The organism is Microcoleus sp. N3A4, assembly GCF_036701805.1.
Classification (GTDB): Bacteria; Cyanobacteriota; Cyanobacteriia; order Cyanobacteriales; family Microcoleaceae; genus Microcoleus.
Genome location: NZ_JAUBRJ010000073.1, coordinates 23,068 through 39,128 on the forward strand (window position 1 = coordinate 23,068; position 16,061 = coordinate 39,128).

12 protein-coding genes and 1 pseudogene are annotated in these 16,061 nt (G+C 46.7%); 10 read left to right on the forward strand and 3 right to left on the reverse strand.

Going from position 1 to position 16,061, the window contains the following annotated elements; all coding sequences use genetic code 11:
• Positions 1-203 precede the first annotated feature (203 nt).
• Positions 204-392, reverse strand: a pseudogene (locus QUA56_RS29735) (IS4 family transposase); the annotation flags it as partial.
• Positions 393-1,297: 905 nt separating this feature from the next.
• Between QUA56_RS29735 and QUA56_RS29740 the strand changes: the two are divergent.
• The 7 genes from QUA56_RS29740 to QUA56_RS29770 all read left to right on the forward strand — a co-directional run bounded on the left by QUA56_RS29740 (position 1,298) and on the right by QUA56_RS29770 (position 9,774).
• Positions 1,298-1,456: a hypothetical protein gene (locus QUA56_RS29740; protein ID WP_333365461.1), complete on the forward strand. Its 159-nt coding sequence runs from the start codon at positions 1,298-1,300 to the stop codon at positions 1,454-1,456.
• 349 nt (positions 1,457-1,805) lie between these two features.
• Positions 1,806-2,294 (forward strand): hypothetical protein, encoded by a 489-nt coding sequence (locus tag QUA56_RS29745; RefSeq protein ID WP_333365493.1) that lies wholly within the window; start codon positions 1,806-1,808, stop codon positions 2,292-2,294.
• A 216-nt stretch (positions 2,295-2,510) separates the two neighbouring features.
• A complete protein-coding gene (locus tag QUA56_RS29750; RefSeq protein ID WP_333365464.1) occupies positions 2,511-3,854 on the forward strand; it encodes a nitrate/sulfonate/bicarbonate ABC transporter ATP-binding protein in 1,344 nt (447 codons plus the stop codon).
• 361 nt (positions 3,855-4,215) lie between these two features.
• On the forward strand, positions 4,216-5,952 hold the full coding sequence (locus tag QUA56_RS29755; protein ID WP_333365467.1) for an ABC transporter permease subunit: 1,737 nt from the start codon (positions 4,216-4,218) through the stop codon (positions 5,950-5,952).
• A gap of 274 nt (positions 5,953-6,226) precedes the next feature.
• The gene (locus tag QUA56_RS29760; protein WP_333365472.1) at positions 6,227-7,111 is read left to right on the forward strand and encodes an amino acid ABC transporter substrate-binding protein; all 885 of its coding nucleotides are present in this window, start codon (positions 6,227-6,229) and stop codon (positions 7,109-7,111) included.
• Between the two features lie 152 nt (positions 7,112-7,263).
• Positions 7,264-8,661: a magnesium transporter gene (gene mgtE / locus QUA56_RS29765; RefSeq protein WP_333365474.1), complete on the forward strand. Its 1,398-nt coding sequence runs from the start codon at positions 7,264-7,266 to the stop codon at positions 8,659-8,661.
• Between the two features lie 189 nt (positions 8,662-8,850).
• On the forward strand, positions 8,851-9,774 hold the full coding sequence (locus QUA56_RS29770) for a hypothetical protein (RefSeq protein ID WP_333365477.1): 924 nt from the start codon (positions 8,851-8,853) through the stop codon (positions 9,772-9,774).
• Positions 9,775-9,953: 179 nt separating this feature from the next.
• Here QUA56_RS29770 and QUA56_RS29775 read toward each other — a convergent pair whose 3' ends face one another.
• Together QUA56_RS29775 and QUA56_RS29780 are read right to left on the reverse strand one after the other, a co-directional pair.
• On the reverse strand, positions 9,954-10,484 hold the full coding sequence (locus QUA56_RS29775) for a hypothetical protein (RefSeq protein ID WP_333365479.1): 531 nt from the start codon (positions 10,482-10,484) through the stop codon (positions 9,954-9,956).
• Positions 10,485-10,504: 20 nt separating this feature from the next.
• Positions 10,505-11,587, reverse strand: coding sequence for a ParM/StbA family protein (locus QUA56_RS29780; RefSeq protein WP_333365482.1), 1,083 nt, complete (start codon positions 11,585-11,587; stop codon positions 10,505-10,507).
• A gap of 322 nt (positions 11,588-11,909) precedes the next feature.
• Here QUA56_RS29780 and ftsH2 point away from each other — a divergent pair, with 322 nt between their 5' ends.
• The 3 genes from ftsH2 (at position 11,910) to QUA56_RS29795 (ending at position 15,916) form a co-directional block, all read left to right on the forward strand.
• Complete coding sequence (ftsH2, locus tag QUA56_RS29785; RefSeq protein ID WP_333365485.1) at positions 11,910-13,796, forward strand: ATP-dependent zinc metalloprotease FtsH2; 1,887 nt, start codon at positions 11,910-11,912, stop codon at positions 13,794-13,796.
• A gap of 155 nt (positions 13,797-13,951) precedes the next feature.
• Entirely contained in the window at positions 13,952-14,191 is a 240-nt protein-coding gene (locus QUA56_RS29790) for a hypothetical protein (protein ID WP_333365488.1), read from the forward strand.
• A 435-nt stretch (positions 14,192-14,626) separates the two neighbouring features.
• Positions 14,627-15,916 carry an aminopeptidase P N-terminal domain-containing protein gene (locus QUA56_RS29795; protein ID WP_333365491.1) on the forward strand — a complete coding sequence of 430 codons (1,290 nt, stop codon included), beginning with the start codon at positions 14,627-14,629 and terminating at the stop codon, positions 15,914-15,916.
• The last annotated feature ends 145 nt before the right edge of the window (positions 15,917-16,061 follow it).

Consider the following 16,061-nt stretch of genomic DNA (forward strand, 5'->3'; position numbering starts at 1 on the left):
AATGTTACATCTGTTTTTTGACAATTCTACACTATTCAGATACAGCTTTTGAGGCTTGTTCCTACATAAAATAGTTTTGCTGTTCCCCGCTCCCTCTGCCCTGTTCCCTGTTCCTTAATTCGATCTAAGAGTCTAAATCCCAGCCCAACACATTTGCAGTTTGAATTTACTGTCTGATTATACGAACTGCATAAAATATCCGGTGTTGCATAAATTTTAATTTCTACTCCATTATTCCCGCTTACCCACAAATAAGACAATCCGAGTACACCTTTTGTCAGTAAAAACGCCGATTATACTCTCCAACGGCGACGGTACAGTTTACATACTTGCCCGGCCGATAATTTTTGTGGATCTTTGACGTTAGTCAGATAGTAATACCAAGTTTTTCCCATATAGCAATCCTCGCATCAGTTTCAATAACTGGTTCCCAGGCTAAACGCCTGGGAATCAATGTCCCGAGGCTCTGCCTCGCGAAATCGAGGCTCTTCCTCCGGATCTGCGTTACCAGGCTCTTCCTGGTAACGAGTAGAATCATTTAGGATTGCTATAGCACAGATACTAAATCTAGTTTCCGAGCAATATAGCGGTTCTCTTTTCAGGTGAGGTACTCGCCAGTTAATTACCAATTCCCCAGTTTAAAATCTCAAATCTCAATCTATAGCTCACTCACTTGACAATACTTCGGACAGTTTCATTGCCCGCGCATAAATAGCTAGAAACCCGGTTTCTACGAGTTTTGCGTTTGGTAACGAGAAATCTACGAAGAAACCGGGTTTAGTAAGGCCGCGAGTCCGCACAATTGAACTTAGGTTTTGAGTTTCTAGTCAGCGTTGTACTCGTTGACATATTGCCCTGGAACCTAGATTCTACTGTTGGCAATTAAAAACTGTCCGAAGTATTGGCTGGAGAATTTATATATTTTGGGAATAGGCTTACCCACTGCTGTTATTGTACCTCTTGCAAAAATCTTTTCATCAATTGATGGGACGGGATCTCCAGCCCGTCCCACAAGAAAAAATAACTCTTGTGGGACGGGCCGGAGAGCCCGTCCTAATTATTTTTGCAAGAGGTCTATTGTACCTAATCTTTCTGAAAAACGCTATATCGTTCAGGCGAGTTAATTGGCTACGGATTTCGCTTATTCAATGGCTATTTGAGCGACAAAATTAGACTGTATTATTGGCAAATTACCACGATCGCTCAATTCATAAATACAGCCACTTTACCGCTTTTAGCTTTAACAGGAGGCAAGCAGCCGCTGCATTGATGATAGCCGATCGCACGGGCAAAGCAATTGGGCGATCGGGTCGGCTTTGCGATTTTGGCCGTGCCAGCTTTTTTGGGGCTGACAGTGCTGTTGGTACTACAGCCAATTTATCTCAATCCCCGCGATTTTGAAGCAGGAGCGTTGGAAATCAAAGGGGAAGGGTTTGCCGGGGCTGTTTTGGGTTGATTTAGATGCTTTAGGGCTGATTGGGGCTGGCTGTGGGGATTTTTCCTTCATTACCTTTGAGCCCGCCCAAAAACGGATACCGTGCCACGTACTCCTGTTGTGGAGAGATCGAAATTTTAGACTTTTGTTCAAACTCCCAGATTCATCTGTGGAGTAAATCAAAAATCAAAAATCGTTCGACTCAGCGCTGACTCCGAAGTCTCACATCTTAAATCGACTGAATTCCACAGGAGGGCGATCGCATTTGACAGCCAGATTCCGCTATTTTACGCTTGGGCGATGGGAATTGATGCGATCGCCGCCCTGATTTTTTGGCGGCAAGTTCGATCGCATCGGCATCTCGGCCATGATGTTTGCAGTAATTTTTTCTTCACTGTTTGCCCCATTGGTATTCTTCGGAAACGGGCAGGGGGCATTGCTAGAAATGACTTTATGGGGTATAGGTATGGGAGCCGAGGAATCGATTTTGAAAGCCGCCGTAGCTGGACTCGTGCCTGCCGACAAAATAGGTTCCGCCTGTGGGATATTTAACACAGGCTATGGCTTATCATGGTTTCTGGGCAGTTTGGCGATCGGAATTTTGTACGATCGCTCAATTACTTGGCTGGTTGTATTTTCAGTTGCGCTCCAAGTCGCTGCTATTCCCGTCTTGTTCCTGGTGAAAAAGCGATCGTCTGTCACAGAAAATTGGCCGAATACTCGGCAGTCATACCATTTTGGATTTTGGATTTTGGATTTTCGATTGAGAATGACTGACCGAAATCATCCAGGATACAAGCCCCCGAATTTATCCGTGGGGTCAATGCTTCAATTATTTAATCTAAAATCTAAAATCTAAAATCGCGCAATCGATTGACTGCATCATGGTTTGGGGCTTGCCTGCGGTTGCATTATTTTACGAAACTGGTATCAATTAGCCGTTATCCGCTGTCAGTTTCCCAGAGTTTTTAACTAATGACTGCGGACTGCGGACTGCGGACTGCGGACTACTGACTACTGACTACTGACTACTGACTACTGACTAAATTTAAACAACAAGCGAGGAGGTTTAGTTGTGATAGTTAAAACAGCAACAGAGTGCCTCATCACCTTAGAAGGCGTTAGCAAAGCTTACCAGCAGCCCAACGGTCAAAAAATCTCTATTTTAGAGCCAATTAATTTAGAGCTGCGATCGGGCGAAATAGTAGCTTTGCTCGGGCCTTCCGGTTCGGGTAAATCAACATTAATGCGGATGATTGCCGGACTTATCCCGCCCAGCGGCGGTCAAGTTCTCTACCACAATCGTCCTTTAGTCGGCTTAAATCCTGGGGTGGCAATTGTATTTCAAAACTTTGCCCTTTATCCCTGGCTGACGGTACTAGAAAATGTAGAATTAGGCTTAAAAGCTAAAGGAGAATTGCCAGAACCGCGCCGTCAAAAAGCCTTGCGGATGATTGACATTATCGGTTTGGACGGATTTGAAAATGCTTATCCTAAAGAACTTTCCGGCGGAATGCGGCAGCGGGTGGGATTTGCTAGAGCTTTGGCGGTGGAACCCGAATTGCTTTGCATGGATGAACCATTTTCAGCTTTAGACGTGCTGACTGCAGAAAACTTGCGGTTTGAGTTATTAGATTTGTGGCTGGAAAAGAAGATTCCGACTAAAGCTGTGTTAATCGTAACTCACGGGATTGAGGAAGCGGTAATTTTAGCCGATCGCGTTGTAGTCTTGGGCCGCAACCCGGGGCGAATTCGCGCCGAAATGACAGTGACTTTGCCGCACTACCGCGATCGCAAAACTGCGGAATTTCAAGCCCTCGTAGACCAAGTTTACAAAATTCTCACCAATCCCGAATTGAGCTGCGAAACAGTGACAGCACCTGCTGAAAGTGCCGCTGCTGTGTCTCAAACTCAACCCGGTCAAAGCGCTAAATACCAATCTCTGCCGCAGGTGCGAACTGGTGCGATCGCAGGTCTGTTGGAACTCTTGGAAGACCGCAAGGAAAAAGACCTCTACCGCCTCGGTCAAGAATTAATGTTAGAGGTTGACGACATTTTGCCGATCGTGGAAGCAGCAAAATTAATGGAATTTCTGGTAATTCAAGAAGGCGACCTCCTTTTAACACCAGTTGGCATTCAGTTTATTGCCGGCGGCATTGACCAGCGCAAACAAATTGTTCGCACCCAAATTCTCAGCAATATTCGCCTCGTACAACAAGTTTCTCGAATGCTTCAGGCAAAGCGCAATCACCGCATTTCTGAAGAGTTGATTTTGGATATTCTCGAAGCCCACTTTAGCCCCCAAGAAGCAATGCGGCAATTAAAAACTGCTATTGATTGGGGTCGTTATGCAGAGTTGTACAGCTACGATGAACCGGGAGGCGAAATCTTCTTAGAATCCGAAGATAAAGCTGAGTAGTTATTTGCTATTTGTTATTTGTTAGTTGTTAGTTGTTAGTTGTTGGTTGTTATTTGTTATTTGTTATTTGTTAGTTGTTAGTTGTTGGTATCTTAGTCTTGTTCCCAGGCTCGGCCTGGGAATACATACCCGGAGGCTCTGCCTCCAATAACCAATTAACCAATGACCAATAACCAATTAACCAATGACCAATAACCAATTAACCAATTAACCAATTAACCAATTAACCAATAACCAATAATCAATAACCAATGCCCGATACCTGATGCCCGATGCCCGATGCCCGATGCCCGATGCCCAATGCCCAATGCCCGATGCCCGATGCCCGATGCCCGATTCCCATTCCCAATAACTAATTATTATGACAAGACCTCTAACACCCGCCAATAAAACTTTAGAAAGGTCAGCTTGGACTTGGCAAGACGGCTTGCTGATTCTAGCAATTTTCTCTCTAATTTTAGTAATTGTCCAAACAGCTTCTCAATTCAGCAGTGACTACAACCCGAATTTTAAAATTGAGACCACGCTAAATGTCTTGCCAGCATATACAGCCCAGAGTCTTTTACGCATGGCAGCCGCCTATTTTTTATCCCTGCTGTTTACCCTAGTTTATGCTTATTCTGCTTACCGCTTTCCCCTAGCAGCAAAAATTTTAATTCCCTTGTTAGACATTTTGCAGTCGATTCCGGTTTTATCTTTTTTGCCTGGAGTTGTTTTAGCGCTAATTACTTTATTTCCCGGTCAAAGAATCGGCGTAGAACTCGCATCGATTATCTTAATATTTACTGGGATGACTTGGAATATGACCTTTAGTTTCTATCAGTCGCTTTCCGGCATTCCGCGAGAACTTAAGGAAGCTGCTCAAGTTTATCGGCTCAATGCTTGGCAGCAGTTCTGGACGTTAGAATTGCCCGCTGGTGCGATCGGACTGGTGTGGAACAGCGTCATGTCAGTAGCGGGCGGCTGGTTCTTTTTGATTGCGATCGAATCTTTTACTCTGGGTGACAAAAACTTTAATTTGCCCGGACTCGGTTCCTATTTGGGCAAGGCAGCCAATGAAGGCAATTTTGGGGCGATCGGCTGGGGTTTAGCAGTATTAATTGGTGTTATTATAACCATAGACTTTTTGATCTGGCAGCCTTTGATTGCTTGGGTAGAAAAGTTTAAATATCAATCCGGGGAAGCTACCAATGTACCGCAGTCAAACTTGTTGGATTTTTTGAGGCGATCGGCGACGCTGCGGGTTTTGAAGTCGCGCATTTCGCCGATTGGAGACAGTTTCGATCGCGGTTTGGCAAGAGCTTTTGCACCTGCTAATTTACCAACAAATCCCAGAGAAAAAAACCGCATCGGAAATTGGATAAATTGGATATTTGTCAGCGGGTTTGCCGTCATTGTGCTTTGGGGAACTTGGGAAGCGGTGCTGCTGCTGCGGTTGCTGAATTTGTCTGACTGGCAAAAAGTCATAACTGGTGCATTTTTCACGGCTTTGCGAGTCATTTGCGCGCTATTTTTATCGCTGTTGTGGACAGTGCCTGTCGGAGTGGCGATCGGTCGAAATCCGCGTTTAGCTCAAATTTTGCAGCCATTAGTACAAATAGCCGCTTCTGTACCGGCAACCGCTTTATTTCCCGTATTGCTACTAGCTTTAATTCAGGCTGGAGGCGGCTTGCAAATTGGTTCTGTGGCGCTGATGATGTTGGGTACAATGTGGTATTTGCTGTTTAATGTTATTGCTGGTGCTCAAGCCATACCTTCGGAGTTATTTGAAGCAGCGCAAGTTTACAAACTATCCCTGATTCAGCGCTGGAAAAGTTTAATTTTACCGGGGATTTTTCCCTACTTAATCACAGGAATTATTACGGCAGTTGGCGGAGCTTGGAATGCCAGTATTGTCAGCGAATACGTGCAGTTTAAAGGTCAAATTGTTACTACAGAGGGTTTGGGAGAAACTATTTCTCAGGCGACGGCATCTGGGAATTTTCCCTTGCTTTTGGCTGCTACTTCTGTGATGTCGCTGTTGGTTGTATTGACTAACCGTTTGGTGTGGCGGCCGCTTTACCGTTTGGCACAAGAAAAATATCAATTGTTGGTTTAATTTGGGCAGTAAAATAGGAGTGAAATATAGCATTCAAAGCTGATAGAGAGCCGCTGTAAATTCTTGGATATGGCGACTTAATTAAAACCCGCGACACTTGTGTGCGGCAAAACGCCCGAAACTTAATTTTAGAGGGTGCAGGTTGAATTTAGCCGATCGCAGCACCCAAAACAGCCCGATCGCCCAAAATTAGACCGCCAAAATATATTGACAATATGGTTTTTTTGTGTATCATATTAAAAACCAGTAAAATATCTATTTAGATGCCAAACTAATGAACTCAGCACTAACTAACAAAAACCTAAAACTCGCAGCATTTACAGCCATATTTGCGATATTATTCCCCGCTGCTTTACCTACAGTTGCCTCAGCCCAGACAGCACTGGAAGAAATTCGGCAAACCGGCATTCTCAAAGTAGGCATCAGAAAAGATGCCCCTCCCTTCGGCTACTTAGAAGGCGAAAAATGGGAAGGAGTTTGCATCGAAGGCTTAGAATTTTTCAGAGCTGACTTAGAAAAGAAATTAAATCGCTCCGTCCGCTTAGAAAAACTAGAAACAGACCTCAACGAATCAGCCGAAAAAGGGCGCTTCCGCAGCGTTACCAGCAAGCGCGCTCACCTAGAATGCGGGCCTAATACAATCCTAAAAAATCCCCCCAGCGGGATTGCATATTCGCTGCCTTTTTTATACAGCGGCACCTATCTGTTAGTCAAGCCAGAAAACAAACTGAAAGTCAATCCTTCGGGATTCCTGCAAGACGTGACAATTGGCGTGCTGAGCGGTTCTGTTACCCAACAATTTATTGCAGGCCGATATCAACTAGCCAACCAGCGAATTTATGAAGGTATCGCGGGCAGACAGTCGGGTGTAAAAGATGCGGCATCTGGAACAATTGATGCCTTCGCTAGCGACGGAATGCTGTTAGTCGGAGAAGCGCTGAGACAGGGTTTAACTCAAAGCCAATATTCTCTGATACCGGAGCAGCCTTTAACCTGCATTTCCTACGGCATGATCCTGCCAGCAAGCGATACTGAATGGCAAGAAACAGTCAATAATTTTATTCGCAATCAAAGTTCGACGAATCTGTTGGAAAAAGTGCTCGGGCGCAATTCTCCTTTCTTACCGATGAGTGTCGCGGATCAAGATAAATGTATTTGATCGCAAATCGGGCCAAGTGCTCCGCGCGCACTAGAAGAATAGGGGTAAGATGCGGATATTGTCAGGGCAAGTCCGATCGCTGCAACCAGTGGCGTCAATAGGCTCTAAACTGGATTCAGGAAGGCGCGCAGCACAGGTTAGGAGGGTCATCAGTGACAGAAAAAAATTATCAATCGTCTTCTCTACCCACCTACGCGCGAAAAGAACTGCGGGAATTAGTTCGATTGCAGTTAAAGGCCCTGTTGGAACAAGGAGACTTTCAAGGAGCAAAAGCGATTTTGCATCCGGTGCAGGAAGCAGACATAGCTGAAGCTATCGAAGGCCTGCCAGAAACCATGCAAGTAATAGCTTTCCGCTTGCTTTCCAAAGACGAAGCCATCGCAGTTTACGAATATCTTGACTCCAGCGTTCAGCAGTCCCTCTGCGAAAAATTCAAACGCCAAGAAGTCATTGATATTGTAGACAAAATGTCCCCGGACGATCGAGCTAAACTGTTTGACGAACTGCCGGCAATATTAGTCCGTCGCCTGTTGGGTGAATTGAGCCCGACGGAACGGGAAGCAACGGCGCAACTCTTGGGTTACGAAGCCAGTACCGCCGGCCGGATCATGACCCCGGAATACATTTCTCTGAAAGAAAGCTTTACCGTTGCTCAAGCTTTAGACCGAATTCGCTCTTTGGCTAAAACTACCGAAACAATTTATTCTCTTTACGTCACTGACGCTGGACGCAGCTTGACCGGTATTTTATCTCTGCGGGATTTAGTCACTTCCCCCCTCGACAAAACTGTCGGGGAAATTATGACCCGCGAAGTAGTTTCTGTTCAAACAGGAACGGATCAAGAAGAAGTTGCTAGGCTGATCCAGCGTTACGATTTTTTAGCTGTGCCCGTTGTAGACCGCGAACAGCGTCTGGTCGGGATCATTACAGTTGACGACGCGATCGACATTTTAGAACAAGAAGCCGCCAAAGATATTTATACCTTGGGCGGCGTCCAGTCCGGCGGCGACAATTATTTTCAGACCGATTTAATCACTGTTGCGCGGAAAAGGGTCGTGTGGCTGTTTGTTCTGCTTTTAACTAATACTGTCACCGGCGCAATTATTAGAGCTCAAGAAGATATTTTGCACCAAGTAGTCGCCCTAGCAGCCTTTATTCCGCTGCTGACTGGCACTGGAGGCAATGTCGGAGCTCAGTCCTCAACTGTTGTAATTCGCGGTTTGAACACTGACGAAATTACAGCAATGGGCCCCTTTCAAGTAATTGTTCGCGAGGGGATGGCGGGAGCGCTGCTAGGAGCTATATTGGGGACTGTAGCGACGGGCTGGGCTTATACTCTGCAAGGGAATTTAGCAGTGGCAATCGCGGTGGGGGTGAGTTTGTTGGCGATCGCAATTTTAGCTTCTATTGCCGGTTCAGCTCTGCCGTTTCTATTTCGTTCTTTGGGTTTAGACCCCGCTTTAATGTCGGCTCCGTTTATTACCACCGCAGTTGATGTCCTCGGGGTCTTGATTTATTTCACTTTAGCTCGACTAATTTTGCAGCTTTAATATATTTAAGTAGATTGTTATATAAAAAAAACTATAGTAATTTTCAATTCGGCGATCTACAGCCTCCCTATGCCCTATGCCCTATGCCCTATGCCCTATGCCCTATGCCCTATGCCCTATGCCCTATGCCCTATGCCCTATGCCCAATTCCCAATTCCCAATTCCCAATTCCCAACTCCCAATTAACTTATGTCATCATCCAATTCACCAACGAAAATCCAAAATCCCAAGTCTAGCAATTTGTTAGAAACTGCTGAATTGGTTTTTATTGCTGCCTCTGCTGTGGGATTGGCTGCTAGTTTGGTTTGGGGGCAGAGCGTTTATGCCCAAGTGCCTGTAGTGATTTCGCTGGTGTTGAATTTTATCAACCGGCAGAAGCTGCACGGGCAAGTTAAAGCAAGTACGGCGGCAACGTTCGATCGCGTAAATCAACAAGCAGCTACTAGCGATCGGGCGATCGAAGAATTGCAACTTGCTGTAAATGCTTTAGATGAAGCTCTTTCCCAAACATCTCGCGAAAATCTCAATGTTGGGCCGGGAGAAAACGTACACTCTCTAATTTCAGCAATTGAGAACCTGCGCCAGCGACTAATAATTTTAGAAAAAACTATTAAAATGATTCAAAGCGAGATCGAACTCACCAGCCGCCAATTCAAACAGCGACCGGAGTTGCAACAAGTCGAAACTTTGACAACAATAATTCTGGACTTGCAGCAGTTTATCAACGAACTGCCGCAGTGGGGCAGTTTGCAGCAGCGGCAGCTAACAGAACTTCAGCAAAAAGTAAACAATGCTTTGGCTGAGCTTTCTCAAGAAATTGCTGTGATTCCCAACCGGGTACAGGAGGCGGTAGCTAGTCGCGGCGGGGAAATTAACCCACAGTTTGGTTCGGGTTTGAATGCCGAGCCAAAGAATGGTTATCGACCAAAAACCCAGAATGAGAAAATTCGCCAGAAATATCCCAGAGCTTATGTCAAGTGGAGTCAGGATGAAGACGAAAATTTGAAGAAAGAATATGCTAGCGGTCAACAAATTGGCGAATTAGCTCAGAGATTTCAGCGACAGCCTAGTGCCATTCGTTCGCGATTGCAAAAATTAGGATTAATAGAATAATGGGAATGGTATAGACAAAAATGAGTAAATCTAAAATCTAAAATCTAAAATCGGCAATAACAAAGCGATCGCCATTTTTTTCAAAAGAGCGATCGCCTTGTTTATTTATTCAGCACTGGCTAACAACAGCCAGCCACTAACATCACATTTCAAGGCTAAAAAACCTTGCCTACCTCATTCTAGAAATCTTGCGGTAACAAAGAACTTAAACGCTCCAACAACGGATCGGAATTCCGACGAGGAGCAACCTCAGCATCAGAGACTACATTATCATCCGCCACAGACTCAGACTCAATCGGATCGGGCTCTACTACTTTTGAAACTTGGGCAAAAGAAACTTGAGCAAACTTACTGTTAACACTTCCCTGCAACTGATCCAACTGCGCGCCCAGTTGACTCAGGTGACGTTCCAGTCCCTCCAAACGGCTTAATTCCTCAGCCGAAACATTGCGCTCGAACTCAGCAAATTTGACCGCAAGTTCAGCAATACCCTGTTCCAACCGCTGAAAGCTAGGTGTAGAACCCCCCGACTCAGACGCCGACTCAGATACAGACAAAAACTGCCACAAAGCTTGCTTGCAGAGATTGCTGAAAGTCTGATACTTCGTGAAAGCCAACTCTTTTTCAATAGCGGCCAGCAAAGTTTGATCCGCAGCATCTTCCGTAAACGCCACCGAGAAATTCGCCTTATTTTTTGCCCACAGTGCCATAGGGTTCAAGCCTTAATGCGTTACTTAATCGTGGCTAGCTGAGCCTCAGCATAAATAAACTGTCCCAAAGCATTAGCTTTCCGAGAAGGCTGAGCCAAGTGAGCCTTAAGATTGGCGTCTTTAAGCAAGGGTTGCAGCACCTCCCAGAAAAACTCGCCGCCGCCGCCAGTCAGAACCACATCCGTCACCCGTTCCGGCAGCCACTGCACCAAACGTTCGGACAGTTCGTTAGCGAAAGCCTCGCGCAAATCCTTAATAATCGGATCTAAATTAGTCGGCTTAGTCGCTCCTCTCGGACGGTAGAAACGCTGGCCTTCCGGCTTGTTCACCGCTTCCAGTAAAGACAGAGATTGAGGGTCTGCTCCCGGAATTTTTGAGGCAACTTGTTCGTAGAACTTGTTCATTGCGAAGGAATCGCTCTTAGAAGCGGCCCGGGCGAACCGGAAACGATCGACCATTAACAAATCGGTAGTTTGGTGTCCGATATCGACAACAGCGACCGAAAGTTCGGGCAACTCCGGGGTAAACTCCTTGTTGTCTTGAGCCTCGCACCAAATCAGGCTGCCGAATCCTTCGGGCATCACCCAAACGTGTCGGATGTCAATCTCGACGCGCTCGCCCCGATACACTACAACATGGGGAGAACGAAGTTGGCTGACAATCTCCTCTTTTTCTTTCTCAAACTGATCCTGCGAATAAAACGGCAAACCCAGCACAACAGCTACTTCGCCTTTCATTTGGAAATATCCAGCGCAGGAAAAAACCTTAACCAAAGCATCCACTACTTTTGACTGGTCGGCACCGCCAAGATTAGCGCCAAAGTCCGCAGCCAGTTGGCCGATAGCGTAACCCTTGCCCTGGTACTCCAGCCACATATCCAACAGAGGATCTGTTGCTTTTGACTCAAAGCTGCCACCCCGCACCTTCTCCACTGGCATAGCAGCCACGTTGGCAGGGATGAAAACAACGCTGCTTGGGTTGCGACTCACGCAAGCTTTTGTTGCAGTACGACCCAAATCAGCACTAATAATCGATTTGTGAGAAGTGGTCTTAGTCTGCTGCGTCAGCATAGCCGAATTAGGAACAAGCTGTCTAGTTGTCATTGAAATGTGTTACCTCACTGAGCCTCACCATTATCATGCCTTATCCCTTGACACTGCCACGCTTAAAGACAGTGGGTTTTGCGGCGATTCTTCTAACTCTACCTATATCGGTATTGAAATCAGCACCAAACATTATATTCGGGACGATCGCCCTTACCGTAACTAACCTAACTTTTTCTTGATTGCTCGTGGCATCGCCCCTGTTGCCCTCAAGTACATTGTTAAGTTAAATTTAGTTAAGATTCTGAGTGTAAACTTTTGTCGCACTCCTCCGACACCGCGATCTTACCCGATCGGTCCCCAACTCGAGGCATCCGCATTTATGAAAATTTCTTGGCAAACTATACTACTTTGGACTTTACCTGCCTTAGTCATCGGCTTTTTCTTGTGGCAGGGGGCCTTTGCCCCATCTCCCACAGAAATGACCAAGAACACCGCCAGCACCCGCCTGAGCTACGGTAGATTCTTAGATTACTTAAACGCCGGTCGAGTCACCAGCGTTGACCTTTACGACGGAGGTCGGACGGCTATTGTCAAAGCAGTCGATCCGGAACTGGACAATCACGTGCAGCAGTGGCGCGTGGACTTGCCCTCAAATGCCCCAGAACTGGTTTCTAAGCTCAGAGACTCCAAAATCAGCTTCGACACTCACCCCCTGCGTAACGACGGCGCTGTCTGGGGACTTTTAGGCAATCTAGTATTTCCCCTCTTGTTAGTAGGAGGGCTGTTTTTCCTCTTCCGCCGCGGCGGCAACGTTCCCGGCGGCCCGGGCCAAGCGATGAATTTTGGCAAGTCCAAAGCTCGCTTTCAAATGGAAGCTAAAACAGGCGTACTGTTCGACGACGTAGCAGGCGTTGAGGAAGCCAAAGAAGAACTACAAGAAGTAGTGACATTCCTCAAAAAACCCGAACGCTTCACCGCAGTTGGGGCAAAGATTCCCAAAGGCGTGCTGCTAGTGGGCCCTCCCGGAACCGGCAAAACCCTGCTGGCCAAAGCGATCGCAGGCGAAGCCGGCGTACCTTTCTTCAGCATCTCCGGTTCGGAATTTGTCGAAATGTTCGTCGGTGTCGGCGCTTCCCGCGTCCGCGATTTGTTCAAGAAAGCTAAAGAAAATGCTCCTTGCATCATCTTCATCGACGAAATCGATGCAGTGGGCCGCCAGCGCGGCGCCGGTATCGGCGGCGGTAACGACGAACGGGAACAAACCCTGAACCAGTTGCTGACCGAAATGGACGGTTTTGAGGGCAATACTGGCATTATCATCATTGCTGCCACGAACCGCCCCGACGTGCTCGACTCGGCGCTGCTGCGTCCGGGACGTTTTGACCGCCAAGTTACCGTAGATACGCCGGATATCAAAGGCCGCTTGGAAATTTTGGAAGTTCACGCGCGCAACAAGAAGCTGTCTGCGGAGATTTCTTTGGACGCCATCGCCCGCCGCACTCCTGGTTTTACGGGCGCTGATTTGGCGAATTTGCTCAACGAAGCTGCTATTTTAACCGCCCGCCGCCGGAAAGAAGCGATTACGATGCTCGAAGTTGACGATGCAGTCGATCGCGTGGTAGCAGGTATGGAAGGCACTCCCTTGGTGGACAGCAAGAGCAAGCGCTTGATTGCTTATCACGAAATCGGCCACGCGATCGTCGGTACAATCATTCAAGCCCACGATCCCGTGCAAAAAGTTACCTTAGTTCCTCGCGGACAGGCCCGCGGCTTGACTTGGTTCATGCCCAGCGAAGACCAAGGTTTGATTTCTAGATCGCAAATTTTAGCCCGGATTAGCGGTGCTTTGGGCGGCCGCGCAGCCGAAGAAGTAGTTTTCGGCGACGCCGAAGTTACCACCGGTGCCGGCAACGACTTGCAGCAAGTAAGCGGCATGGCCAGGCAAATGGTGACTCGCTACGGGATGTCTACCTTGGGCCCGATCGCCCTGGAAGCTCAGCAAAGCGAAATTTTCCTCGGCCGCGACTTCACGGCGCGATCGGAATATTCCGAAGAAATTGCCTCTCGGATTGACTCACAAGTCCGGGAAATTGTCGATCGCTGCTACAACGACGCGCGCCGAATTATTCGCGAAAATCGCACCGTGATCGATCGCTTAGTTGATTTGTTGATCGAAAAAGAAACCATTGACGGCGAAGAGTTGCGGCTAATCGTCTCTGAATACACTTTTGTTCCTGAAAAAGAACAGTACGTTCCTCAGCTTTAAACAGAAGAGTGAATATTGAGGGCGAATAGAATTCGCTTCTACACAAACAAAGTCCGCCTGCGCGGACTGAAGAAATTCAACCCGCGCAGGCGGGTTTTGTCTGTGTAGCAGCGGTTTCAACCGCCGAGTCAAAAGAAACTTCTTCCTCCTGCTATATGATTAAGAGTTCATCGATTTGTTTGATAGTAATTTCAACATTAATTTTTGGCATAAATTTGAGCGCCCGCGCCGAAACATTAAGATGTTTTGTAGATATTTGCATCGACCCCAGCAGCGTTGAATTAAGCAAATCCGATATTCCCGGTGATCCCTCCGATCCCGTCCGAATTATTCTAGGAACTCAGCAGTTTAGTAACGAAAAATTGTTGGCGCAAATTGAAGTCAATCGATTTTAGATTTTAGATTTTAGATTTTAGATTCTACCCCACGGATGAATCCGGGGGCGAGCACAAGATGATTCGGAGCTTTTTTTCTCCCTCCACGGATGAATCCTCTGGCCCCGGACCTAATTACTTTCGGTCAACTGCCAGCAGCGAGAGTTTAGAACTGTCAGAGTTAGCGAAGATGGTGAAAATTGGTCTAATTTCGATCCCAGATGGACTTTAGTCGATCGCAACTCATCTTTGTCTCGGGTGGTTGACTATACTTGTAAATTGGCGATCGCCGAACAATAGCATAAATACAATAATCAGTAGACAAACAAAAAAACAGATCGTCTATATCTTCAACCCTTGCCCCTTGCGGGTGCAAGCCTGACAAGCAGCGCTTGAAACCTCCGAGTGTTAATATTACACTCAATCTAAAATCTAAAATCTAAAATCTAAAATCGGATGACAAACCCCAGCGAATACCGACAAAGACGCGAACAGTTAATGGCCAAAATTGGTAGCGGGACGGCGATATTTCGCAGCGCACCCGCAGCCGTCATGCACAACGATGTAGAATACGCATACCGACAAGATAGCGATTTTTTCTACTTAACTGGTTTCAACGAAGCTGCGGCGGTAGCAGTGCTCGCGCCGCACCACGAAGAACACAAATTTGTTTTGTTCGTGCAGCCAAAAGACTTGGAAAAAGAAACTTGGCACGGTTATCGCGCCGGAGTAGAAGGTGCTAAGGAATTGTACGGCGCGGATGAAGCTTTTCCGATCGCCGAACTTGCAGAAAAACTGCCGAAATATTTAGAAAAAGCCGATCGAATATACTATCACTTCGGGCGCGATCGTACTTTCGACCAAACAGTGCTCGATCACTGGCAGCGCTTGATGGCAACCTATCCGAAACGCGGCACGGGCCCCACAGCAGTCGAAGATTCCAACATCATTTTACACCCGATGCGGCTGGTGAAAAGCGAAACTGAATTAGCATTAATGCGAAAAGCCGCTAATATCTCAGTTGCAGCGCACAACCGCGCCCAAGAATTCGCAAAACCGGGCAGGTACGAATATGAAATTCAAGCAGAAATCGAACATATTTTTGGCATGAACGGCGGCACTCCCGCTTATCCTTCAATTGTTGCATCCGGTGAGAATTCCTGCGTCCTGCACTACATCGAAAACAACTCCCAAATTCAGGAACATGATTTGCTGTTAATAGATGCCGGCTGTGCTTGCGGCTACTACAACGCCGATATTACTCGCACCTTTCCTGTCAGCGGCAAATTTACAGCCGAACAACAGATAATTTACGACTTAGTTTTGCAAGCACAATTGCAGGCAATTAGTCAAGTATATCCGGGAAATCCTTACAGCAAAATTCACGAAACAGCAGTGCGCGTTTTGGTGGAAGGTTTAATGGATTTAAAACTTTTGGTGGGGGACATTGAAGAGATAATTAAAGAGGAGAAATACAAGCCATTTTATATGCACCGCACCGGTCATTGGCTGGGATTGGACGTGCACGATGTCGGCGTTTATCAGTACGGCGAAAATCCGCAAGTTTTGCAGGCCGGACAAGTGCTGACGGTGGAACCGGGGATTTATATTTCTCCTCATATTAAACCCGTTGAAGGACAGCCGGAGGTTCCTGAAAAATGGCGCGGTATTGGCGTGAGAATTGAAGATGATGTTTTGGTGACAGTTGATTGTCATGAAGTTTTGACGGCTGGAGTTCCTAAATAATTGTTGACAGTTGACAGTTGACAGTTGACAGTTGACTGTTTGAACAATACCGATGCAACCGGAAACGATATATAGCCTTTCTCAAAAAGATGAGGTATGATTGACAGATTATATAACCACTTAAACTGAGAGGGCTGAAGCCCAA

What these genes read in the sequence shown, in the direction of transcription:
- QUA56_RS29745 (WP_333365493.1), top strand. Translation starts at nt 1,806, where the DNA reads ATGTTTGCAGTAATTTTTTCTTCACTGTTTGCCCCATTGGTATTCTTC.
- QUA56_RS29755 (WP_333365467.1), top strand. Translation starts at nt 4,216, where the DNA reads ATGACAAGACCTCTAACACCCGCCAATAAAACTTTAGAAAGGTCAGCT.
- QUA56_RS29760 (WP_333365472.1), top strand. Translation starts at nt 6,227, where the DNA reads ATGAACTCAGCACTAACTAACAAAAACCTAAAACTCGCAGCATTTACA.
- QUA56_RS29770 (WP_333365477.1), top strand. Translation starts at nt 8,851, where the DNA reads ATGTCATCATCCAATTCACCAACGAAAATCCAAAATCCCAAGTCTAGC.
- QUA56_RS29775 (WP_333365479.1), bottom strand. Translation starts at nt 10,484, where the DNA reads ATGGCACTGTGGGCAAAAAATAAGGCGAATTTCTCGGTGGCGTTTACG.
- QUA56_RS29780 (WP_333365482.1), bottom strand. Translation starts at nt 11,587, where the DNA reads ATGACAACTAGACAGCTTGTTCCTAATTCGGCTATGCTGACGCAGCAG.
- ftsH2 (WP_333365485.1), top strand. Translation starts at nt 11,910, where the DNA reads ATGAAAATTTCTTGGCAAACTATACTACTTTGGACTTTACCTGCCTTA.
- QUA56_RS29790 (WP_333365488.1), top strand. Translation starts at nt 13,952, where the DNA reads ATGATTAAGAGTTCATCGATTTGTTTGATAGTAATTTCAACATTAATT.
- QUA56_RS29795 (WP_333365491.1), top strand. Translation starts at nt 14,627, where the DNA reads ATGACAAACCCCAGCGAATACCGACAAAGACGCGAACAGTTAATGGCC.